Here is a 22,325-nt window from a genome sequence, read left to right as displayed (position 1 = left end):
TCGACCATGCTGTATAAAAACGTTTTGAAGACGCTCGTCGGCAAATGGATGCAGCTCGTCGCCATCGCCATCATCATCGTCATGAGCTCGCTCACCTATACGATGATGTTCTACGGCATCAGCGGGATCGAGGTCCCGACCGAGGACTATTTGGCGTCGTCGAACCAAGAGGATTTCGCCGTCGAGATGCTCAACCGCGTCACCGAGGACGAAGCGAACGACCCCGAAATCGCCTCCCACGTCGCCTCGGGCACATATACGCTCGCCGACTTGAAACAGGTCGACCCGAAACGCTTCGACGACTTGATCGGCGCCCGGATCGACGCGGTCGAATCCGTCATGCCCGAGGCGACAATCGAACTTCGCGAATCCAAACTGATCACTTATCCATTCGCGGGCAGTGAACATCGGGGGCTCGTCTTAAAAGAAACAATGACGATCAATCAGTCTTACCTCGAAGCGGGCTCGCGTCCGACGACGGACGACGAGGTCGCGCTCAACGCCAAATACGCCGAGAAGAACGGGATCGAGGTCGGTGACACGATCGACCTCGGCACGCCGTTCACGGTGAGCGGTTTCGTCTTGTTCCCGGACTATACGCTCCCGCTGTTCGATGAGAACTTCTTCAATCTCGACGCCGGGACGCAGACGCTCCTGCTCATGACGGACGAGGCGTATGAAGCGGTCGTCGGCACGGAATCGTTCCGGCTCGCAGGCGTCACGGACGGCGCGATCAACACCGTCGAGCTCCCGTTCGTCGTCTCGGTCATGGAGACGGAGAATATTATGCGCAGCGGGGCCATCTATAGTGAGATCTCGTCGGGGAAAGCGATGGCGCTCGGACTTAGCCTATTCATCGTCTCGATCGCCGTCATCATCGTCGCCATTCTCATCTCGAACATGCTCGAGACCGAACGTGGTCAGATCGGGCTGTTGAAAGCGATCGGCTACAACCGGCGCCAGATTTCAGCCCCCTACTTGGTGCTCATCTTGGTGTTCGCGACGCTCATGCTCGTCATCGGGTACTTCCTCGGCCTCTACTTCGCCGACCCGCTCAAAAACCTGTATCTCGACTTCTATCTGTTGCCATCGATCACGATCGCTCAAAACCCGCTCGTCTTTTTGACCGCCGTCTTCGTCCCGCTCGTCTTCTTCGGCATCGTCGCCGGTGCCGTCATCTACAAGCTCATGGGCGAGAGCGCGCTCGCACTGTTATCACCGCGCGACAACATATCGCTCAATCGGCTCAGCCGGCTCGTCAGCCGAATGCTAAGCCAGGCCAGCGGGAAAACGAAGTTCAAATATTTATACGCCGTCAAAAGCACGGGCAGCTTCATCATCTTCTTCCTCGGTATCTTGTTCTCGACATTGTTGATCGTGTTCGCACTCATGATGAACGGGGCCGTCGACCGGATGACGGTCGGCGGATTGAACGACGTCGACTATGCGTATGAGGCGTACGCGAACACGGAATCGCCGCCAATGCTCGCCGACGGTCAGGAACCGTTCCTCGCCTATCCGTTCGCGTTCGTCGATGATCAACTCGTCACCCTTAAAGGCTTGAGCGACGACAACACGCTCTACCGGTTGCAAGACCGGGACGGGAACGAATTGACCCCTGCAACCGATGGCGTCATCGTCACCGAACCGCTCGCCTTAAAACAGAGTTTTGACGTCGGCGACACGATCGATGTCGAGCTCGACGGGGAGACGTTATCGTACCCGATCCTCGGCATCGCCGACGACTTCACGGGTGACGTCGTCTATTTACCAATTGAAATGCTCAGCAACGAGCTGACAGACGGCGCCTCGAGCGACTTGTTCAACGGCGTCTACGCCAGTGAACGGCCGGACGAGTCGGTGTATCCGACGATTCTGTCGCGCGACGGTTTGATCGAACAGTCCGAGTCGATCAACGAATATATGAATTTGATGATGAACGTCATGATCGGCGGCTCCGCCTTGATCGCCTTCAGCATCTTGTTCGTCTTGACCGCGCTCACGGTCGAGAAGAACTATTACGTCATCTCGCTCCTCAAAGTGATGGGGTATAATCGACGTGAGGTCCGCTCGATGATTCTTGACAGCTACTTCGTCTACGCACTCATCTCGGCACTCCTGAGCATCCCGATCGCCCTCGTCGTCCTCCGGATAATCATCGTCGTCTTCGCCGAGGACTACGGGCTCGTCTTGCCGCTCGAGTTTGAATGGATATACGTGCTCTATACGGTCGGGGCCGTCACGCTCTTGTTCTTCGTCAGCACGTTCATCAGCCGGCGCAAGATCGATCAAATCCCGCTCCAAGAAGTGTTGAAGACGTATCAAGAATAATTTTGCTCGAAATAGGGCATAATAAGAGAAGAGACTAGGCCTCTCGCTTGAGGGGCCTAACTATTTGCAGAAGAGGATGATTCTAATGAACCGTACACAAGTATTGCTCGCCATCCCAGGAAACTGGCCATCGGCCGAGGCCGTGAGCGAAAAAATCAGTTTACATAGCGAAGGCTATACGATGGCCGGTCTGTTGCTGTTAGAAGACGAGACCGGAAAAGCGTTCACCGTCGAAGTCGTCGAACGCGACCCGGCGCTCGCCGAGGCGATGATTCACGCCAGCACGAGCGGCTTCACACCGAAAATCGCCAAAGGACTCACGCGCCACACGCATATCGTCTATTTGATCGGCGACGTCAATGATGTGACAGACATCGCCGCGGCCCGTCGCGGGGCGAACGCCCTGTTGAACGCCGGCGGACTCGGTGTCATGGTCGAGACGGCAGGCGTCGCTTATTCGAAAGACGAATGGCAAGCGTCGAAAGAAGAAGACCTCGCCCTCGACTACTCGCTCCTCACCGCCATCACGGAAGAAGAGACGGCGTACGTATCGTGGGGCATGAAAGCGTTCGGCCATGCCGACGTCGCCGTACCAGAAACGCTCGAGATCGAAGACGCGATCCACGTCATCCATTCGTTCAACTTCCATTTGATCGCAGGCGGATCGATGTTCGGTGATGGCGATAGCTTCACGTTCGAGGACGGCAAGACGTTCACGGTCGAGATGGGCGAAGACGAGCGCACATCAATCGACAACTTGCTCCATAACCCGTTCGGCTTGATCTATCTCGTACCACAAATTGCAGAATAACATGTCAATCGATTAATTTGGACCCACATCCAGATTGATCGATTTTTTGATATCGCTCGTCCTTCCGGCGCCCACGCTTTCCGCAGGCAATCCCGGAGCCGCATCGCGACTCGCGTCGCTGCTGGGTCTCCGTCGGATTGCTTTCCTGCAGGAGTCGGGGCGCCATCGGACGAGCAACAAAAAGGTACTGTTCGAAAACTAATCGAACAGCTAATAGCCGAACGGAAAATCATCCGTGTCGGAAACGGTCCATCCACTCGCTACCAGCCCCTAAAGTAAACAAGAGCTCACAGATCATTCGTCTGTGAGCTCTTGTTGTTTCGGCATGTCGAGCGGCAAAAAGTAATGGTCGCACCCTTCCTAACCTCACTAATTTTACCTAAATCATCACGACAATCAAAAAAATCCACAGACACACGTCTGTGGATTTACTTTCTCATCTCTTGGAGCCGTTCGAGTTGGTGGGTCAACTCACCGATTGGCACGAACCGGGCCCGGCGGAGCATCTCTTTGCCGTCGATGAAGAACAAGACGACCGGTACGGTGAAAATCGAATAGGCGCCGGCGATATCCGGCACTTCGTCCGAATCGACCGCGACCGCCTCGATGTCGGGAAAATCAACGAGCATCTCCTCGACTTGCGGCTTGAGCGAGTGACAAACGCTGCATCCCGGGTGCGAGACATAGACGAGCAACTGCTCGGCATCCGCGACCCGCTCTTTCAATGTCGTCAGTGCCTTCACTGCCTCCATGCTGTCTCCCCCTTTCAACTTAAGCGTCGAGCCAAAGCACACCGACCGTCTCAAAGCCGGCATGGACCGCAATCGACGGACAGAAACGTGTCTTCACGACCTCAACCTCCGGCAATTTCGCTTGGATGAGGGCGACGAGGTTGTCTTGCATCTCTGGCGCGAGCGCCGTCTGGACGAAGACGCGGTTGTTATAGATCCCGTTCGCCGCATGAAGACGTTCGAGTTCGGTGACCATCTCAGCGTACGCTTTTTTGATCGAACGCACTTTCTTGAACGGGATGACTTTCCCGGATTCGTCGAGCGTGATGATCGGTTTGATGTTCAAGATGTTCGCGAGGAACATCTCACCTGATGACACACGTCCGCCTCGGCGCATCGTCTCCATGTTCCCGATGATCATGAAGAAGTTTTTCTTGTCACGCCATGCTTCGAGAAGAGCAACGATCTCCTCGACCGACTTGCCTTCCTTCTCGGCAGCGAGACCGAGACGGACGAGCTCTTGCTGCGCCTCGAGCGCCGCGTGCGAGTCGACCGTATGCACTTCAAATCCAGCCGCTTCGGCCGCAGCACTCGAGTTTTTGACGGTGCTGCTCAATCCGTTCGAACAGTGGACGGCGATGGCGCAATCGTACCCTTCTTCTTTTAAGCGCTCATAACGCGAGATGAAGTCACCAAAAATCGGTTGCGACGTCTTCGCTTCTTTCTTTTGGTCAATCATGTAGCGGTGCAAGTCCTCAATCGAGAGGTCGACTTCACTGTAGCCGCTCCCATCGACGATCAATTGGATCGGGACGATCTCAACGCCGAGCTGGGCGGCCTCCTCTTTCGAGAAGTTAGCCATACTATCGGTAATCCATGCAATTTTTGTCATAACAAATAGTCCTCCAGTAGTCGTTCAATTTTTTCCTCTTTTATTATAACCCATTTTCCCCGCCACTTCCCCGAAGAAAAAAGCAGAACGATTGCGGAATCGCCCTGCTCCCGTTCATTTTGTCGAAATCAGCTTTGTATGGGCGAACTCATCGTGCGGCAGTTCGAGGTCTTTATTCGACTTCATCTGTTGAAGTGCACGAAGAAGTGGTAGACCGAGCGTCGCCGGATAGACGACGTCCTTGTAGAGCGTCCGTTTCATGACTTGTTCGAGCGTTAGCGGCCGGCCGTCTTGGCTCACGACTTTAATCCCGACGATTTTGTCGCCGATCGTCTGCCCGTCCCGGTTGAGCAAGAAGTAGGCTTCTCCTGCGATGGAGACGATTGTCGGTAAGTAATAATGCTTCACTTCTTTATCCGGCCAAATTCTTTTACGGATCGTCTTCTCGACGAGTTTCGCGGGTGCTTCTAATAGGATTTTATCGATTCGACTAGCTACAGCGCGTTTCCAGATTGGGACTGCCACGTTCATCATCCTTTCGTTTCGTTTCCTAGCCTTTAGATTCCTCTTTTGGCTTGGCTTGAAACGCTGAAAACGGACAACCTGACCGCGCGAACAAGTTCGGCGTCACAATCTTGTCATCATAGTGGCGATGAAAGACGTGGGTCGAGGCCGGTGACAGCGGCGGGATGAGCCAACTCCACTGTCCGGTCACGTCACGACCGGCGTCCGTCTCATTTTTCTCGAACCGTTTAAATTGTTTCGCCGCTGTATGATGGTCGACAATCGTCACGCCGGCGCGCTCGAACGATTGCAAGACGGCGACGTTCAGCTCGACGAGGGCGCGGTCACGCCAGAGCGTCCGCTCTTTTGACGTATCGAGACCGAGTGATACCCCGACGAGCGGGAGCAGGTTATAGCGCTCGACGTCGGCGAGGTTGCGCGCCCCGATCTCTGTCTCCATGTACCATCCGTTGAACGGGACCGATGTGAAGCGGTGTCCACCGATCTCAAGCTCCATGTCAGCGATGGCCGGGACGGCGTGCCACTTGACGTCACGTCCCCCGAACAAATCGACGTCGTCATGGCGAATGTCGACCTCGAGCACGGCGTCGGCCGGCAGTTCATACATGCGGATCTCGTTCCCGTCTGTAAGCAAGAGCGGTAACAGATCGAAAGCAGTACCGGCCCCGACCCACCCAAAACGCATCGCTTGTCTCGTCATCGACAGCGATAGCGGGTCACCGACGATGCCGTCTGTCGTCTCGTACGCCGCATAACGGATGAGTTGCGTGTTCAAAATCCGAAAATGGTTCGGGAGGACGGTCATCGTCGAGCGGATCTTTCCGCCGTTCGTCGCGTAGCGAAGATGGGCGACGATTGCTTCAAACACGTCATCGAACGTTTCCGCGTCACGCGCGTCATGGACGGTGAGCGTCTGCCAAAACAAGCGGCCGATGCAGCGGTTCGAGTTGCGCCATGCGAGTTGTGCCCCGGACGCCAATTCGTCCGTCGTGAGCGTGTACGTCCCGGTCCGCTCGATTTCGGCTTCGATCTCCCGTAACCGTTCGGTATGCTCCCCATCAAGTTGTGAGAAAAAGTGGCGGGCTGCCTGTAGTCGATCCATCGTTTCTGTCTCCTCTTCTAATCTGTCCCTTCCATCTTAGAGAAAATCACGTCCCGTTTCTAGTTTTAGGGCGCACAAAAAGCGAGCCGGCAAATCCGGCTCGCTGTGTCTCATTCTTCGACTAAATCTTTCGCTTGTTGAATCGTGAAGCCGCGCGGTTTGTCACTCTCAAGCGCGGTCAACCGTTTCTCGAGTTCGACGGTCTGTTCGTACGTCGCTTCATATTGATACAATCCGTTCGCGAGCTCGGTCAATCGCGTCACTTGAATCGGCAGTGACGGCTGCCCGTCGTCAAGCAAGATGACGAGATTGATATCACTGTCGACCGGTAACCGAATCGAGCTATAAAAGGCGATCGCTTTAAAACCGCGCTTCATAATGACGATCGGCGATGTCCCGACCGCGACCGCTTGATTGCGCAGGCGTGTGATCGTGATGCCGGCGTGGATCAACCGGTTCGACGGTTGGATCGTCTCGACGTACTCTTCGATCGGGATGAGCGTTCCCGCTTCAAGCGCTTGTTCAAAATCGGATTCTCGCAACGGTCGGCTGAAAATGAAACCTTGAATGACGTGACAACCGAACTCACGGAGCCGAAGCAGGTCATCCATCATCTCGACACCCTCGACGACGACGTTCATCCCGAACTCTTCGGCGATGAGGAGCAGACTCCGGATGATGCCTTGGGCTTTTCGGCTTTGATTGACGTTATGGGCGAAGATGCGGTCGATCTTGATCGTCTGGGCACTGTACGCCTGCAAGTAAGCAAGCGACGAATAACCTTTCCCGAAGTCGTCAAACGCGATTGGGATACCGAGGTTGTTCAACCGCTCGAACGCCTGTGTGATCTGCTGGGCGTCGTCTAACAGTGACGTCTCCGAGATCTCGACTTCGAGATACGACGCCGGGACGTGGAAGCGGTCTAACATCTCTTCAAACACGCGTTCAAACCGTTCTTGATACAAGTATTTGGCCGAGACATTGATCGAGATCGGGACTCGATGTTTGAGCGACGTGATATAGCGGCACACCTCCTCGATCAACCAGTTCGTCAAGTCGAGATGGAGGTTGCTCTCCTCGGCGAGCGGAATAAATTCAGCCGGCGAGATCGAGCCCCACGTCGGGTGCGTCCAACGCATGAGCGCCTCGGCTCCGACGATTTGACCGGTCCAGGCGTTCACTTTCGGTTGATACATCAAATAAAACTCGTTGTTTTTCAGCGCACCTCGCATATCGCGCAACAGCTCGTAGCGTTTAAGTGACTCGATGTCCATTTGGGACGAATACAGTTCGAGTTTCGTCCCGAACTTTTTATCGGCCCGGTTCATGGCGACACACGCGTGCTTGATCAGTTCGCTCGCCTGTGCCCCGTCTTCAGGATAGCGGCTCACGCCGATCGAGATGCGCGCGAACAAGTCATACGCGTCAATACGGAACCGGTGCTTCGACAGCGTCCCAAACTCTTTCCCGAGCGCGAGCACTTCCGGGTCTTCCATCCGGCGTGGCAACACGATCAAGACGTTATCCGCATCGAGATGACCGAGCAAGGCGTCTTGTGGCAACAGACGAATCAATTGGTTCACCGTCGCGACACGCCACTCGTCACCGAGCTCGTAGCCGAACGTATTGTTGATTTCAGTGATGCGGTTGAACGAAAGCGAGAACAACGTGAACGGGTCGCGTTTGCGCGTGAGTTGATAGACCGATCCTGTGATCGATTCACGGTTCGGCATGTTCGTGATCGGGTCGAGCGAGGCGAGGCGCCAGATCTCTTGTTGCTGTTCTTTCAGTTGGGTGATGTCTTTGACGAGCGTCCGAAAACCGATGACGATTCCACCTTCAGAGAAAATCGGTTCCCGGTTCTCTTCGACCCACTTGACGTTCCCTTTGGCGAAGATTCTGTAGGAAAACGTCACCGGTTTTCCGCTGAGCGTCATTTCGCGTGCCTGTTTGATTTTCGGAAGGTCATCCGGCACGACGATACGCTGCCAATAGTCCGGGTGCGTATTGAATTGGTCTTCCGTATAACCGAAGATGAGCGAGAAGCCCGGTGTCAAAAATTTGAACTGTTTCGTCTCGAAGTAACGTTCAAAAATGACCGAGTCGACGATTTCGCACAGTTGTTTCACTTTTAACCGTTCTTTCGTGAGCGCCGATTCGGCATCGACCAAGTTCGTGAGGTCAAACATCGCCCACGTCACCGATTTCCGATCTTTCGATATCCCGACGTGGACAATCAAGTCCAAATATTTTTGTTGCTTCGGATTGAACGCTTTGACTTGAGTCTCATAATCGTGCTGTTCGGGGTCATTGATAAGCGACTCGACGGCCGCCGCAAACGCTTCACGTTCATTCTCATGAATCATATTACGGAAATGCTCGCGCTCCATTCCCCCTAACTGACGTTTAGACAGCCCGAGCAGTTCACCCGTCTGCGGTGAATGATAAAATTCGCCAGACTCGAGGTCAAGTTCGATCAGGATGAGACCCGGGATGCGCTCGAACAGCGTCCGTCCCACTTTCATCCGATTGTATCGTTCGCGCAGTTCCGTCTGGGTCGTCAAGTCTTTGACGACGCCGTACAGGCCGGTGATGACCCGGCCGGTATAGAGCGGCGTATTCGTGACCGACAGATGAATGCGTCGCTTGTCCGCATTCAGCGCTTTCAGTTCATAATGGACCGTCTCCCCATGGAGCGCCCGCTGATGAAAGGCGTGAACACGTTCGCTTTCTAGTTTTGGAAGCCAGGAGGCAGGATCGACGAAACGTTCCTCTTCCCTGTTGAAGAGAAGCGACAACTTTTCGTTCGAGTCGATGAAGTTCAAATCTCGATCAAGGACGTACACCGCGTCCGGATATTGATCGAGCAATAACGGATCGATATTGATTTGCCCCTCATGCTCGGCCTGCTCAACGTTTGATTCCAATACATGCTTCCAATTACGAAAGAAGCCCATGTGTACCACTCCTTCGTGTGACAAATGTCACGTTTCGATACGTGTTAACTTGATTATACAAGATTGATTAGTTGAAAACGCTTCTGCATTTTGCAAATAAGGGAAATGTACCGATTTACACACATATATTCAAAAAAATGTCATGCCTTAATGTGCTGTTAACCTACTCCTCTCCCACACGATGACGACGTAAAAAAGACCACGGATGTTGGCTCCGTGGTCTCGCGCATTATGGTTGTTTTACGACGACCGTCGCATACGATGGCACGTCGACATAGCCCGAGACGCGTTTGATCGTCTTCGTTCCTGCCTGACTGCCGTCGACAATCACGTTCCACTGTCCTGTCGGAAGTTTCACTTTGACCGTTTCTGCGTTGGCGTTATGTGTGATGAACAAGTCTTTCTTCTGGCCAGGCGCTTTGTCATCGATCAAATACGTGATGACGTTTGGCGCAGAACGATAGAACTTGACGTTCTTCTTGACGTCAGTCGCTTTCGTCATGCGAAGCCCTGGGTTTTGTTTACGCATCTCGATCAAGCCTTTCATGTACTGGACGTCCGCCTTACGGTCAGCGGCGCGTTTCCAATCCATTTGGTTGATGCGGTCTGGTGATTTGTACGAGTTGTGGTCGCCTTCTTTCGTCCGCATGAACTCTTGCCCGGCGTGGAGGAATGTCGTCCCCTGGCTCGTCAAGAGGATGCTTGACGCGAGACGATGCATCTTCGTCCGGTCCGCTTCCGCCGTCTCTTTATTCGTGAGTTCGAGCTTGTCCCAAAGCGTGTGGTTGTCGTGCGCTTCGACGTACGTGATTGCTTGCGTCGGCTCTTTCGTGAAGCCTTTGATCTCGGCATTGTAGTCGATCTCACCGACGATTCCCGTCTTGATGCGGTTCTCAAGACCGTCTTTGCCGTTGATGAAGCCGTTGTCCGTGTCGATAAAGACGCTGCCTTTCAAGCCGTCACGGATGTTGTCGTTAAAGTGAGCGACGCGGGGCATCTTGTAGGCGTTCTTTTGGTTCGCTTTCAGTGCCGGGTCGAGTGGTGTGTTGAGGTCCCAACCTTCGCCGAAGACGAGGATCGATTTATCGACTTTGTCGAGCGCTTGACGGACTTGGTTCATCGTCTCGACGTCGTGGATGCCCATGAGGTCGAAGCGGAACCCGTCCCAATGATATTCTTGCGCCCAGTAGACGACTGAATCGACGATGAGTTTTTGCATCATCTTGCGCTCAGACGCGGTGTCGTTGCCGACGCCCGTCCCGTTCGCGAAGTCGCCGCCTGCCGTGTAACGGTAGTAGTAGCCTGGTACGATCTTATGAAGGTTCGAAGCTTGCGCATCGAACATGTGGTTGTAGACGACGTCCATGACGGCACGCAAGTTGTGGTCGTGGAGACCTTGGATCATTTCTTTCATTTGCATGATTCGAACTTTTGCGTCATAAGGGTTCGTCGAGTATGAGCCTTCCGGCGCGTTATAGTTTTTCGGGTCATAGCCCCAGTTGTATGTCGCGTTCGGTTTCGTCTCGTCGACCGAGGCCGTGTTGTAGTCATACACCGGGATGAACTGGACGTGCGTCACGCCGAGGTCTTTGACGTGGTCAAGGCCTGTCTTCGTCGCCGTCTTCTTCCCGTTTTCAATCAAACGAGTACCCGGTTGAACGACACCGAGGTATTTGCCTTTATAGCGAATTCCTGAATCGTACGTGTTCGATGTGACGTCAAAGATCGAGAAGTCACGGACGTGTGTCTCGTAGATGATCGCGTCCGTTGCGTTTTGAAGCTTCGGTTTCATCGAGTTCCACCGTTTCGGTTTCGTCTCGTTCAAGTCGACGATGACCCCTTGGTCCCCGTTGACGCCGACCGCCGTCGCATACGGATCGACCGCACGGACGCTGCCTGACGCATGCTTGACGTTGTACGTGTAGCCGATGCCGTCGAGGTCGCCACGGACTTCAGCAGTCCACGTGCCGCGCTCGCCGCGTTTCATCGCAATCGTTTTCTTGATATCCTTGTCGTTCGCCGGACGGTCTTTCGGCATGTTCCACAGTTCGAGTGAAACGTCTTGAGCCGTCGGTGCCCACAAGACGAAATTTGTTTTCGACTTTTGATACGTGATGCCGAGCTTGCCGTTATACGCATACTTCGCATCGAATTCTGGTGACCGAAGTACGTCGCCCGCTTGCAGCACTTTGTCACCGAACGTCGGGTGCGACGCCGTGATGACTTGCGCCAAGTCGAGATCAGCGCTGAAGTTTAACGTGACCGATTTGTCGCCAGTCTTCTCGACCGACTCGACTGCCGCGCCATCGACCTTCAATTCACTAAGGAACTGCTCATCGATCGCGCGGTTGAGCGTTAGTTCCGCCTGACGGAACGTGTTTGCCTCGAACGAGACGATTTTTGGTGAGCGGTCGATTTCTGGCTCTGAATAGTAAATCGTCGAATCACCTTCGACGAGCCAAATCTCTTTCGCCGTGCTGAGCGCGAAGCGGTCTTCGCCGTCCTTGTCGGACCATTCGCCTTTTTTCGTGATCAGACCGATGAGTTGTTTCGCGTCCGGATTCGCAAACTTCACGTTCGCGACACCGCCGTAGGCGTCCGTCTCATCAAAGTTGATGCTTTGACCGTCGCCACCGTCCGGCCACGTCCAAACACCCCAGTCGGTGTATGTATTGTCATAGCGGAAGTAGTGGACTTTCATGTCGACTTCCGTCTTCGCCGTCTCCCCATCCGGGTTCGACGTGTAGATTTTCGAGTCGCCCGACTTGATCCACACTTCGGCGACACCGTCCTTGATCATGTCTTTCGTGATCAGGCGGTCGTTTTCCGACCCTTTATCCTTGTCCCAATTGTCCGTTCGGACGATGAGACCGATCTGTTCAGGTGAGTCGACCGGGAATTCGTAGGCCGCCACCTTTCCGTAATCGTCCTCGCCGTTAAAGGCGAAGCCTTTGTTCGGGAAGTAATCTGGGCCATTCGCCCAAAGCCATAAGTTCCAATCCATTTGATTGTCTGGCGCCTCTTGATAGTGGACGACGACTAACGTCGACTCTTTATCAAGGGCAGACGCTGACATCGGAAACATCGACAGAATCAGTGCAAACGTTAGCACAACTGCCCATACTGGTTTCCATTGTTTGTTGACCATGTGGGTCCCTCCTTGTAGCATGAATTTAGGAAAACGCTTACACAAAAATTGTAAACGTTCGCTTCCTTAATTTCAATTCTTTTCTAAATAAACTACTAACGTTTCCCAGATCAAGCCACTTGTTGGTTCGAACTCATTTTCCCATCACAAAATGATTGCTTTTTTATCCTCCTCTGCCGAATATAGATATTAGAGGAGGTATTTTTAAAATGTCGATGACCAATTTAATCAATAATTTGATTGCCAACGCCAGCTTACTGCTGATCGGCCTTTATATGATCTCGCGCCTCACGAAGCTCGGGTTCACGAGCAAGCTCCCGTTAAGACGGCAAATCACGATTTCACTACTCCTCGCCGGCCTGACGATCGTGATTACGTTGCATGGTGTGCTCTGGAACGCCCAAGCCGACTTTCAGTACGGGTTTGTCCCCATCATCATTGCCGGTCTTTACTTTGGCCTCCAAGGCGTCCGGATCACGTACGTCTCGAGCATACTGCTGCTCCCGTTCATCATATCGGATACGTTGCTGTTAATCGTTTTTCTCGACTATACGGTCGCGGCCACAACCGCAGTCGTCTATATGAAACTCCGGGAGCGGATCAAACCGACACGGGACATCCGCATCGTCAACGCCATCACCCTCGGATTTATCATTTTATTCTCGCTCTTAAATTTTAGTAACTATGCCGCTCCAAGGATGTACGTCTATACGTTGGTCGCTTTCATCATAATTGGATATTCAACCGGGTTCGTCCTTCATATCGTCTATGGGGGCATCCGCAAAATGCAGCGCTCGGAACGGCAGATCACAAAATATCGAGAAGCCGCCTACACCGACGCCTTGACGGGTCTTGGCAACCGTCGTCGCTTCGAGGAGGAGATGAAGCGCGTCGACGAGGAAGTGTTCTCGAGTCCTTACGACATCACGCTGCTCTTACTCGATATCGATCATTTTAAATCGGTGAACGATACGTATGGCCATGATGCCGGCGACGCCATCTTGATCGAGCTTGGCAAACGGCTCACAGAGACGGCCCGTACCGATGACATGGTGTGTCGCCACGGTGGCGAAGAGTTCTCGGTGCTGTTGTCGGACTGCAACTTGTCGCAAGGGTTCGTCATCGCCAACCGCTACTTGCGTCAAATCGCGGAAAGTCCATTTTTGCTGCCGGACGGCAAACAGCTCGACATCACCGTCTCGATCGGCGTCACAAGTACGTCCGAACCAAAGATCGTCACGTCCGAACAACTCATCAAAAAGTCCGACCTCGGTCTGTACGTCGCCAAACGTAGCGGTCGCAACCGGGTCAGTAAATGGAATCAGCAACATGCAAATTAGACCCGACTCATGTGAGTCGGGTCTAATTGATTAGTTACCGTATTTTTTAAACAACTGATAATTCTTGTTGCCGCCTGACAAGTTGTAGACGTCGGTGAAACCGAGGTTACGGAGCACGTTTTGCGCCGCGTTCCCCGTGACGCCGCCGTTGCAGTAGACGACCGTCGGCTTGTCTTTCGCGAGGTCTTTTGACGCCTCGCGAAGCTTGCCGAGCGGGATGTTGACCGCACAGTCGACGCACGCCTTCTCAAACTGCGCCGCTTTCCGTGTATCGATGACCTGGATGTCCTCGTTCGCGTCGATTCGCTGCTGTAGCTCAGCCGGCGTGATGAGACGGGCCGACTTGTTCATGCTGTTCGCCAGTGCCATCCCCGTGTACATGACCGGGTCTTTCGTCGTCGAAAACGGCGGTGCGTACGCGAGGTCGAGGTGGAACAAATCATCAACTTTCGCTTTGAACGTGATCGCCGTGACGAACACGTCGATACGCTTGTCGACGCCTTCGAAGCCGACGATTTGGACGCCGAGCAGTTGACGTGTCGCCCGGTCGCCGACCGCTTTGATCGTCATGTCTTTCCCGCCCATGTAGGCCGGCTTGTCCGGTTTCGTGTTGTGGAGCACTTCGACGTCGTAGCCGAGGTCACGCGCTTCACGCTCCGAGAGACCCGTCTGCGCGACTGCGAGGCCGAACACTTTGAAGATGCCCGTCCCGAGGATGCCGCGGTGTTCGAGTTCCCCGCCCGTGAGGAGATCACCAAGTGAACGTCCCATCTTGTTCGCTGTCGAGCCGAGTGGGCGCCAAATCGGTTTACCCGTGACGAGCGAGACGCTTTCAGCGACGTCGCCGGCAGCATAGACGCTGTCCACGTTCGTCTCCATCCGTTCGTTGATGGCGATCGCACCCGTCTCACCGATCGTGACACCGATCGACTTGGCGAGTTCCGTGTTCGGACGGACACCGACCGATAGGATGACGAGGTCGGTCTCAATCGTCTTCCCGCTTTCCGTGACGACGCGTTCGACGTGACCGTCGCCGACGAGCTCTGTCACGGTCTCACCGAGCAACAGCTCGATGCCGTTCTTCTCGAGGTGGTCCTCGACGCGGCACGCCATGTCTTTGTCGAGCGGCGGCATCACTTGCGGGATGCGCTCGATGATCGTGACGTCGATGCCACGCAGTTTGAGCTGCTCGGCCATCTCAAGACCGATGAAGCCGGCCCCGATGACCGTCGCATGTTTCGGGTTCGTCGCGTCGACGAAGTTGCGTGTCGCTTCCGCGTTCTGGATGTTGCGGATCGGGAAGACGTTATCTGACTTCACGCCCGGGATCGGCGGGACGATGCTCGAAGCGCCGGTCGCGAGGACGAGGACGTCATAGCTGTCCGTGAACGTCTCACCCGTCTCCAGGTTTTCGACCGTGACCGTCTTCGCGTCTTTGTCGATTGCCGTCACGTTATGACGCGTCATGACGTCGATGTTGTAACGCTTTTTGAAGAAAGCGGCGTCGCGTGGCGTCAAGTCATCGCGTGACTCGACTTCGCCTCCGACGTAATACGGGATCCCACAACCTGAGTAGGAGATATCGTAATCGCGGTCGTAAATCGTAATTTGTGCGTCTTCGTTGTTACGACGTGCTTTCGCCGCGACTGATGTGCCGGCAGCGACTGAACCGATGATGACTAACTTCATAGAAAATCCACTCCTCAATATAGTAGTAAGCTGATATACAGGCCGAGCAACGTGATGGCAAGCGTTGGGATCGTCAAGACGATCCCGATTTTAAAGTATTGCCCCCAACCGATCTTAAGTCCTTTCGTCCGGAGCACGTGAAGCCACAGCAGCGTCGCGAGCGACCCGATCGGTGTGATCTTCGGTCCGAGGTCGGAACCGATGACGTTCGCATAGATGAGCGCTTCGCGAATCTGACCCGACGTATTCGTCAAATCGATGGCGAGCGCGTCGATCATGACGGTCGGCATGTTGTTCATGACCGACGATAAGATCGCGGCCAAGAAGCCCATCCCGAACGTAGCCGTGAACACATCGACAGAGAACCAATCGATGAAGTTGGCGAGCACTTGTGTCAGCCCCGCGTTTTGTAGACCGTAGACGACGATGTACATCCCGAGCGAGAAGAAGACGATCGCCCACGGCGCGCCTTTGACGACTTGCTCCGTCTTCACAGCAGGCGAACGGTTCGCCATGATCAGGAAGAACAGGGCGATGACACCGGCGACGAGCGAGACCGGGATGCCGATGATGTCGCTCGTGAAGTAGCCGATGACGAGCAACGCGAGGACGACCCACGACAAGCGGAACATCTTATGGTCTTTAATGACCGTGCTCGGCTCGACGAGTTTTGACAAGTCGTACTGCTTCGGGATGTCTTTCTTAAAGTACAAGTACAAGACGAGCAGACTGCCGGCGACGGCAAACACGTTGACGAACACCATCCGCGCTGCATACTCAGCAAAACCGATGCCGAAGAAGTCGGCCGAGACGATGTTGACGAGGTTCGAGACGACGAACGGCAAACTTGCCGTATCGGCGATGAAGCCCGAGGCGATGACGTACGCCAAGACGACGGCGTCCGGTAATTTAAGCGCCCGTACCATCGCGAGTACGATCGGCGTCAAGATGAGCGCCGCCCCGTCGTTCGCGAATAATGCGGCGACAAGCGCACCGAGTAGCGTGATGTAGACGAACAGTTTGACACCGCCGCCTCCGGCGATCCGAGCCATATGTAAAGCGGCCCACTCAAAGAATCCGATCTCATCCAAAATGAGCGAGATGAGAATGATGGCGATAAACGTAAACGTCGCGTTCCAAATGATGTCCCACACCGTTCCGACGTCATCAAAATTGACGACCCCGGTGATGAGGGCAATGGCCGCCATCCCCATCGCCGAGTAACCGATGCCGAGGCCTTTCGGTTGCTTGATGATGAGGAAGAGCGTCACTAAGAAAATGATACTAGCAATCCATTGCACAATGAGTTCCTCCAATAATCTCTATTTTTGTTAGCACGTTTGTTGAAGACCGCGTAAGAACAGGCTTGCGCTGTCTTCTGTCATTTCGACGTCGAGCGTGACGTTCTCGGCCATCGCTTCTGCGTCTTTCGAGACAGCGAACGTGAGGCCGTCATAGTCTTTCACGTCGTCCGTCGCTTCCGGGGCGGCGATGTGGAGACCGAGCGTCGGTCCGCAGCACCCTGCTTCCGTACAAATCCGGACTGATTTCACTTCTTCATCCTCGAGTGCTGTTTTCATAAAATCGATTGCTTCATTCGTGATGTTCATTTGACTTCCTCCTTCAATAGTTGAGATAACGCCGGATAGCCGACCGGCAAGTGTTGTTGCCAAGACAATAGCGTCGGGCGCGGATACGCGTTCACCCGTTCGAGCCAGATCGCCTCACTCGCGACTTTCGCCGTGAGCAGTTTGCTTTCGACGTCGAGCGGTGTGAACGATTGGTTGACGACCCAGGCGAACGGACTGATACCGGCACGTTCCAAGTCGGTGACGAGCCGCTCGGCTTCATACACCGGTGTCGCTTCAGGGAGCGTCGTGATGACGACGTGCGTCTGTTTCGGGTCACGAAGCTTCGGCAACAGTTCGCGGACCGCTTCCGGGACGACACCGGTCGAGCGTTCGAGCTCACGGTGATAGCTCTCGGTCGCGTCGAGCAAGAGCAGTGTATGTCCGGTCGGTGCCGTGTCGATGACGACGAACCGGTCTTTCGCTTTGGCGACTTGACCGGCGAAAGCGCGGAACACCGCGATCTCTTCCGTACACGGCGAACGCAAGTCTTCTTCAAGCATCGCGCGCTGTTCATCGGTCATGTCCCCTGCTTCATGGAACACGTCGGCCCGATAGTTTTCGATTTCGACTTTCGGGTCGATCGCGTCGACCGTGAACGTGGCGGGCACGTCCTCACCGATTGTGAAAGCGACGTGTGCCGCCGGGTCGGTCGTCGTCAAATGGACGGCGTGACCTCGTTCGCTTAAAGCGACGGCGAGGAGTGAGGCGAGCGTCGTCTTGCCGACCCCACCTTTGCCCATCGTCATGATGACGCTCGGACCGTCCGCTTCGATCTCATCGACGAGCGTATCGATCGAACCGTAACGGCTCGCATCATATGTCATATCCGGTACGTCGACCGCCTCCCCGTTCACCCAACGGCGCAGCGCCGGGACGCCGACCAAGTTCTCATAAGCGTATGGGAGCGTGAACGTCTCGAGCGTGTCGACGCCTTGTGGCAAGTTGGCGAGCGCGTCTTGTTGGCGCTCGATGAACCGTCTCGTATAACGGTCCGTGCCTTCCGCCGGATCGACGACACCGTTGATGACGAGCTGCATCCGCTCGATCCCGATGGCGTGGAGTTCCATCGCGGCACGACTCGCCTCGACGAGCGTCGACGTCTCAGGACGGGCGACGAGCAACAGTGTCGTCTCGTCTCCGTTCGAGAGCGTCTCGACCGCCCGTTTATATTGATGTTGCTTGTCTGATAATCCAGCGAGCGGACCGAGGCACGAGACGCCGGTCGTGTTCGTCTCTAAAAATTCGTCCCATGCGCTCGGGAGCGTGAGCAACCGGAGCGTATGCCCGGTCGGTGCCGTGTCGAAGATGACATGGTCGTACGTGTCACGGGCCGTCTCTGACGTCAACAGCTCGGTGAACTGATCGAACGCCGCGATCTCGACCGTACAGGCACCGGACAGTTGCTCTTCCATCGACTGGATGGCGACGTCCGGGAGCACGCCGCGATACGGGCCGACCATGCGTTCCATATACGCTTTTGCCGCTTCTTCCGGGTCGAAGTTCGCAATCAATAGCTCCGTCCCCGGGACTGCTCGCGGTGTCTCGTCAAGTTCCATCTCGAACACGTCTTGCAAATTACTTGCCGGGTCGGTCGAGACGAGCAAGACGCGCTTGCCACGGTCAGCGAGCGTCAAGGCGAGGCTCGAGGCGGTCGACGTCTTCCCGACGCCGCCTTTCCCGGTCAAAAACATGTAACGGGTCGGCTCAATCGTATTAAAATCAAAGCGATTCATCATGACGCGCCTCCTTATTTTTTAAGCGTGATGCGGACTTTCGGTTTCTCGCCGTCTTGTTTCGCGAACGCCGCGACCGGGAGACCGGTCAGTTCAGCAATCTCTTCATTCGTCATGTAGGCGCCGCGTTTGACGATCTCACCATCGATGACGGTGAGCGGGAGCGTGTCGAGCCCTTTCGTGATCTCGGCTTGCACGTTTGCGTTTTCAACGAAACGGTTCGGCTCCGAGGCGAGGTTATAACGCTCAACGTCGAAACCGCGTTGTTTCAACACGTAATGGATCGTCGCGATCCGCGTCAGTTCCGGGTCGATCGACGGCCCGCATAGTCCGGTCGGACAGCACATGGCCGGTTCGAATACTTCAAGTTTCATCGTTTATTCCTCCTTAAATGGCACACTCGGCGTCACAGTCACAGCTCGCATCGATCATCTCGACTTGTCCGAGCAGATCGACGACGATCGAATAGAACGGGCTCGCCTCGTTCAACCGATAATGGATCCATTGCTTGTCCCGGCGCTCGAGCAGCAGTCCCGCTTGCCGCATCATCTTCAAATGCCGGCTGATCGCCGGCTGCGAGATGTCAAAGCAGTCGACGAAGCTACAGGCACACTGTTCCCCGTCCTGCATTTGCTTTAACATCGTCAACCGCGTCGGGTCGGCGAGCACTTTGAGCACTTTACTCAGTTCTTCTGCGGTATGCATCGTCATTCTCCTTTACCCCATGTATAACAAAACCGTTATATAACCTTTACGTTATGAAATTACCACAGTTTTTTGCAAGTTGCAATTGTCTTTTCTGAAAAAGTTCGCTATGATAAAACACGTTGTGCAAATATGTATCGTTTCAACTTATTCCTTCATATAATGACGCATTTGATCTTCGTGAGACTCGGAGGTCAAAATTAAAACTACTATAAAAGAGAGGTGTGTTCTTTTTGGAAAAATTGAATACTGTCAAACAAGAATGGCTCGGTAACGTCCGGGCTGACGTCCTTGCGGGGATCGTCGTCGCGCTCGCTCTCATCCCTGAGGCGATCGCATTCTCACTCATCGCTGGACTGAACCCGATGGTCGGTCTATATGCTTCATTCATTATCGCAATGGTCATCTCGATTGCGGGTGGACGACCAGCAATGATTTCAGCTGCAACCGGAGCCATGGTGCTCCTCGTTGTCGATTTAGTTCGAGATTACGGTCTCCAATATTTATTAGCGGCCGGTATTTTAGCCGGTATTATTCAAATCGTGCTCGGGTTCTTTGGTATAGCGCGTCTTATGAAGTTCATCCCGCGTGCGGTCATGGTCGGCTTCGTTAACGCCCTCGCTATTTTGATCTTCCAAGCCCAGCTTCCACAATTTGAGGGCGAGAGCTGGATCATGTGGGCGATTGTCGCCGCATCACTCGTCATCATCTTCTTGTTCCCACGCATCACGGGCGCGATCCCGGCACCGCTCGTCGCCATCGTCGCGATGACACTCGCTGCTGTCTTTATGGGGCTCGATACGAAAAACATCGGCGACATGGGAACGATCTCAGCAACGTTGCCGGAATTCTTATTCCCTGACGTTCCATTCACGCTCGAGACGTTCATGATCATCTTGCCGTATGCCGCCTCGCTCGCTTTCGTCGGCTTGATCGAGTCGTTGCTCACGGCTCAAATCGTCGATGACATGACAGGAACGGATTCGAACAAGAATCGTGAGTCAAAAGGTCAGGGGATCGCCAACATCATCGCCGGTTTCTTCGGCGCGATGCCAGGTTGTGCGATGATCGGCCAATCGGTCATCAACGTCTCGTCAGGAGCACGTGGTCGTCTATCGACGTTCGTCGCTGGACTCGCGTTGTTCATCATGATCATGACGATGAGCGACATCTTGATGCTCATTCCGGTCGGCGCCCTCGTCGGTGTCATGTTCTTCGTCGCCTATGCGACGTTTGACTGGGGCTCGCTCAAGACGCTCCGGACGGCTCAAAAATCGGATACGGTCGTCATGCTCGTCACCGTGTTCGTCACTGTGCTCACGCACGACTTGTCAATCGGTGTGTTCGCCGGGATTTTAACAGCTGCGATTTTGTTCGCCGCGAAAATCTCGAAAGTCGAACTCGACCGCAACGTCGAAGCCGACCACGCCCACTACGTCGTGAACGGTCAATTGTTCTTCGCATCAACGTCTGAGTTCGTCAACCAATTCGATGTCGAAGAAGATATCGAAGCAGACATCAAACATGTGACGATCAACTTCTCGAACACACACCTTTGGGACGATTCGGCCATCGGCGCCATCGACAAAGTCGTCTTCAAATACCGTGTGCACGGTATCGAGCCAGAACTGTTGAACTTGAACAAAGATTCAGAGAAGCTGCTCAATACGCTCGCGCTTCACTTGAAACAACAAGATGCGGGCATCGGACATTAATTCGGGAGGGATTCACATGACAAAAATCTTCTTAGCCGTTGACGGATCGGACCATTCGATGCGTGCGACCGCGAAAGCGATCGAGCTCGCGAAAGTCTCGAGCGCCAAAATTGATGTCGTTCACGTCGTCAGCTCGAAAGAGTCGAAAGAAAGTGCCCTGCAATCAACAGGCAAGATCGACCTTGAGGCGAAACGGATGCAGCGGATGCAACGTTTCTTCACAGCGATCGAAGCAGCCGGACTCGAGTACGAATATATCGAGCTCCGTGGTGAACCGGACGTTGAGCTCGTCAAGTATGCGAACCATGAACCGTTCGAATACGTCGTCGTCGGCTCGCGCGGCTTGAACACATTCCAAGAGTTCGTGCTCGGCAGCGTCAGCCATAAGCTCGCCAAACGCGCGCTCGCGCCGGTCGTCATCGTCCGATAATCAAAAAGGAAGTGAACCTCAGCGTTCACTTCCTTTTTTTCTGTATCTCGAATCGACACAATTACGAATGCGCTTTCATAAAAAATCGCATATACTTGTAGTAGCAAGCGTATAAGAGGAGGCGTTGAAAGAATGGGTAAAATCTTTTTAGCGGCAGATGGCTCGGATCACTCGAAACGAGCTTTAACAAAGGCAATCCAACTCGCAAAAGCGTCAGACGCATCGATTGATATCGTTCACGTCGTCAGTTCGAAAGAATCGAAAGAGGCCGCGCTCCACTCGACCGGCAAGATTGATCTCGAAGCGAAACGAAAACGCATGATGCAACCGCTGTTCGATACGATCGAAGCGGAAGGCATCGCCTATGAATACGTCGAACTCCGCGGTGAACCGGACGTCGAGCTCGTCAAATACGCCAATCGCGATCCGTTTGAATATATCGTCGTCGGCTCGCGCGGCCTCAATACGTTCCAAGAGTTCGTCCTCGGCAGCGTCAGCCACAAACTCGCCAAACGGGCGCAAGCACCGGTCATCATCGTCAAATAAGCCCTCCCCTTTCTCGAGTCGAGAAAGGGATTTTTTGTG

18 protein-coding genes are annotated in these 22,325 nt (G+C 54.3%); 6 read left to right on the top strand and 12 right to left on the bottom strand.

Features of this window, described 5'->3' with window-relative positions:
- The first annotated feature begins 6 nt into the window (after nucleotides 1–6).
- Nucleotides 7–2,331 carry an ABC transporter permease gene (locus tag EVJ32_RS03065; RefSeq protein ID WP_131456533.1) on the top strand — a complete coding sequence of 775 codons (2,325 nt, stop codon included), beginning with the start codon at nucleotides 7–9 and terminating at the stop codon, nucleotides 2,329–2,331.
- Nucleotides 2,332–2,416: 85 nt separating this feature from the next.
- The gene (locus EVJ32_RS03060; protein WP_233589709.1) at nucleotides 2,417–3,142 is read left to right on the top strand and encodes a DUF4261 domain-containing protein; all 726 of its coding nucleotides are present in this window, start codon (nucleotides 2,417–2,419) and stop codon (nucleotides 3,140–3,142) included.
- Nucleotides 3,143–3,570: 428 nt separating this feature from the next.
- Here the strand turns inward: EVJ32_RS03060 and EVJ32_RS03055 are convergent, their stop codons facing one another.
- The 6 genes from EVJ32_RS03055 to pulA form a co-directional block, all read right to left on the bottom strand.
- Nucleotides 3,571–3,894, bottom strand: coding sequence for a thioredoxin family protein (locus EVJ32_RS03055; RefSeq protein WP_070328566.1), 324 nt, complete (start codon nucleotides 3,892–3,894; stop codon nucleotides 3,571–3,573).
- A 19-nt stretch (nucleotides 3,895–3,913) separates the two neighbouring features.
- Nucleotides 3,914–4,765 (bottom strand): DegV family protein, encoded by an 852-nt coding sequence (locus EVJ32_RS03050; protein ID WP_131456531.1) that lies wholly within the window; start codon nucleotides 4,763–4,765, stop codon nucleotides 3,914–3,916.
- Between the two features lie 114 nt (nucleotides 4,766–4,879).
- On the bottom strand, nucleotides 4,880–5,296 hold the full coding sequence (locus EVJ32_RS03045; RefSeq protein ID WP_236634065.1) for an RDD family protein: 417 nt from the start codon (nucleotides 5,294–5,296) through the stop codon (nucleotides 4,880–4,882).
- A 19-nt stretch (nucleotides 5,297–5,315) separates the two neighbouring features.
- Nucleotides 5,316–6,392: a nitric oxide synthase oxygenase gene (locus tag EVJ32_RS03040; RefSeq protein ID WP_131456527.1), complete on the bottom strand. Its 1,077-nt coding sequence runs from the start codon at nucleotides 6,390–6,392 to the stop codon at nucleotides 5,316–5,318.
- A 110-nt stretch (nucleotides 6,393–6,502) separates the two neighbouring features.
- Nucleotides 6,503–9,349, bottom strand: coding sequence for an EAL domain-containing protein (locus EVJ32_RS03035; RefSeq protein WP_131456525.1), 2,847 nt, complete (start codon nucleotides 9,347–9,349; stop codon nucleotides 6,503–6,505).
- A 229-nt stretch (nucleotides 9,350–9,578) separates the two neighbouring features.
- Nucleotides 9,579–12,497, bottom strand: a complete 2,919-nt coding sequence (pulA, locus tag EVJ32_RS03030) for a type I pullulanase (protein WP_236634066.1) — start codon at nucleotides 12,495–12,497, stop codon at nucleotides 9,579–9,581.
- 209 nt (nucleotides 12,498–12,706) lie between these two features.
- On the opposite strand from pulA, the gene EVJ32_RS03025 reads away from it, so the two are divergent.
- A complete protein-coding gene (locus tag EVJ32_RS03025; protein WP_131456523.1) occupies nucleotides 12,707–13,837 on the top strand; it encodes a GGDEF domain-containing protein in 1,131 nt (376 codons plus the stop codon).
- 30 nt (nucleotides 13,838–13,867) lie between these two features.
- On the opposite strand, the gene EVJ32_RS03020 is transcribed toward EVJ32_RS03025, so the two are convergent.
- The 6 genes from EVJ32_RS03020 to EVJ32_RS02995 are packed head-to-tail and all read right to left on the bottom strand — an operon-like array spanning nucleotide 13,868 to nucleotide 19,595.
- The gene (locus EVJ32_RS03020; protein WP_131456521.1) at nucleotides 13,868–15,526 is read right to left on the bottom strand and encodes an FAD-dependent oxidoreductase; all 1,659 of its coding nucleotides are present in this window, start codon (nucleotides 15,524–15,526) and stop codon (nucleotides 13,868–13,870) included.
- A gap of 14 nt (nucleotides 15,527–15,540) precedes the next feature.
- Nucleotides 15,541–16,827, bottom strand: a complete 1,287-nt coding sequence (locus EVJ32_RS03015) for an arsenic transporter (RefSeq protein ID WP_131456519.1) — start codon at nucleotides 16,825–16,827, stop codon at nucleotides 15,541–15,543.
- A gap of 30 nt (nucleotides 16,828–16,857) precedes the next feature.
- The gene (locus EVJ32_RS03010) at nucleotides 16,858–17,136 is read right to left on the bottom strand and encodes a Fe-S cluster assembly protein HesB (protein WP_131456518.1); all 279 of its coding nucleotides are present in this window, start codon (nucleotides 17,134–17,136) and stop codon (nucleotides 16,858–16,860) included.
- On the bottom strand, nucleotides 17,133–18,890 hold the full coding sequence (gene arsA / locus EVJ32_RS03005) for an arsenical pump-driving ATPase (protein ID WP_236636086.1): 1,758 nt from the start codon (nucleotides 18,888–18,890) through the stop codon (nucleotides 17,133–17,135). Before arsA ends, EVJ32_RS03010 begins: the two co-directional genes overlap by 4 nt.
- Before the next feature lie 14 nt (nucleotides 18,891–18,904).
- A complete protein-coding gene (gene arsD, locus EVJ32_RS03000) occupies nucleotides 18,905–19,264 on the bottom strand; it encodes an arsenite efflux transporter metallochaperone ArsD (protein WP_131456514.1) in 360 nt (119 codons plus the stop codon).
- A gap of 13 nt (nucleotides 19,265–19,277) precedes the next feature.
- Nucleotides 19,278–19,595, bottom strand: coding sequence for an ArsR/SmtB family transcription factor (locus tag EVJ32_RS02995; protein WP_070328555.1), 318 nt, complete (start codon nucleotides 19,593–19,595; stop codon nucleotides 19,278–19,280).
- Between the two features lie 233 nt (nucleotides 19,596–19,828).
- Here EVJ32_RS02995 and EVJ32_RS02990 point away from each other — a divergent pair, with 233 nt between their 5' ends.
- The 3 genes from EVJ32_RS02990 (at nucleotide 19,829) to EVJ32_RS02980 (ending at nucleotide 22,286) form a co-directional block, all read left to right on the top strand.
- Nucleotides 19,829–21,310 (top strand): SulP family inorganic anion transporter, encoded by a 1,482-nt coding sequence (locus EVJ32_RS02990; protein WP_131456512.1) that lies wholly within the window; start codon nucleotides 19,829–19,831, stop codon nucleotides 21,308–21,310.
- A 16-nt stretch (nucleotides 21,311–21,326) separates the two neighbouring features.
- The gene (locus EVJ32_RS02985; protein ID WP_131456510.1) at nucleotides 21,327–21,740 is read left to right on the top strand and encodes a universal stress protein; all 414 of its coding nucleotides are present in this window, start codon (nucleotides 21,327–21,329) and stop codon (nucleotides 21,738–21,740) included.
- Nucleotides 21,741–21,872: 132 nt separating this feature from the next.
- Nucleotides 21,873–22,286, top strand: coding sequence for a universal stress protein (locus EVJ32_RS02980; RefSeq protein ID WP_070328552.1), 414 nt, complete (start codon nucleotides 21,873–21,875; stop codon nucleotides 22,284–22,286).
- The last annotated feature ends 39 nt before the right edge of the window (nucleotides 22,287–22,325 follow it).

The organism is Exiguobacterium sp. SH5S4, from assembly GCF_004337045.1.
In the GTDB taxonomy this organism is placed as follows: domain Bacteria; phylum Bacillota; class Bacilli; order Exiguobacteriales; family Exiguobacteriaceae; genus Exiguobacterium; species Exiguobacterium aurantiacum_A.
The sequence above is the reverse complement of the archived record's forward strand: the minus strand, read 5'-3'. Positions and strand labels throughout refer to the sequence as shown.

Bases quoted from the DNA above. Each gene is read 5' to 3' on its own strand.
- EVJ32_RS03055 (WP_070328566.1), bottom strand. From the start codon at position 3,894: ATGGAGGCAGTGAAGGCACTGACGACATTGAAAGAGCGGGTCGCGGAT.
- EVJ32_RS02995 (WP_070328555.1), bottom strand. From the start codon at position 19,595: ATGCATACCGCAGAAGAACTGAGTAAAGTGCTCAAAGTGCTCGCCGAC.
- EVJ32_RS03020 (WP_131456521.1), bottom strand. From the start codon at position 15,526: ATGAAGTTAGTCATCATCGGTTCAGTCGCTGCCGGCACATCAGTCGCG.
- EVJ32_RS03050 (WP_131456531.1), bottom strand. From the start codon at position 4,765: ATGACAAAAATTGCATGGATTACCGATAGTATGGCTAACTTCTCGAAA.
- EVJ32_RS03060 (WP_233589709.1), top strand. From the start codon at position 2,417: ATGAACCGTACACAAGTATTGCTCGCCATCCCAGGAAACTGGCCATCG.
- EVJ32_RS02985 (WP_131456510.1), top strand. From the start codon at position 21,327: ATGACAAAAATCTTCTTAGCCGTTGACGGATCGGACCATTCGATGCGT.
- pulA (WP_236634066.1), bottom strand. From the start codon at position 12,497: ATGGTCAACAAACAATGGAAACCAGTATGGGCAGTTGTGCTAACGTTT.
- arsA (WP_236636086.1), bottom strand. From the start codon at position 18,890: ATGAATCGCTTTGATTTTAATACGATTGAGCCGACCCGTTACATGTTT.
- EVJ32_RS03010 (WP_131456518.1), bottom strand. From the start codon at position 17,136: ATGAACATCACGAATGAAGCAATCGATTTTATGAAAACAGCACTCGAG.
- EVJ32_RS03065 (WP_131456533.1), top strand. From the start codon at position 7: ATGCTGTATAAAAACGTTTTGAAGACGCTCGTCGGCAAATGGATGCAG.
- EVJ32_RS03040 (WP_131456527.1), bottom strand. From the start codon at position 6,392: ATGGATCGACTACAGGCAGCCCGCCACTTTTTCTCACAACTTGATGGG.
- EVJ32_RS03045 (WP_236634065.1), bottom strand. From the start codon at position 5,296: ATGAACGTGGCAGTCCCAATCTGGAAACGCGCTGTAGCTAGTCGAATC.
- EVJ32_RS03035 (WP_131456525.1), bottom strand. From the start codon at position 9,349: ATGGGCTTCTTTCGTAATTGGAAGCATGTATTGGAATCAAACGTTGAG.
- EVJ32_RS03025 (WP_131456523.1), top strand. From the start codon at position 12,707: ATGTCGATGACCAATTTAATCAATAATTTGATTGCCAACGCCAGCTTA.
- arsD (WP_131456514.1), bottom strand. From the start codon at position 19,264: ATGAAACTTGAAGTATTCGAACCGGCCATGTGCTGTCCGACCGGACTA.
- EVJ32_RS02980 (WP_070328552.1), top strand. From the start codon at position 21,873: ATGGGTAAAATCTTTTTAGCGGCAGATGGCTCGGATCACTCGAAACGA.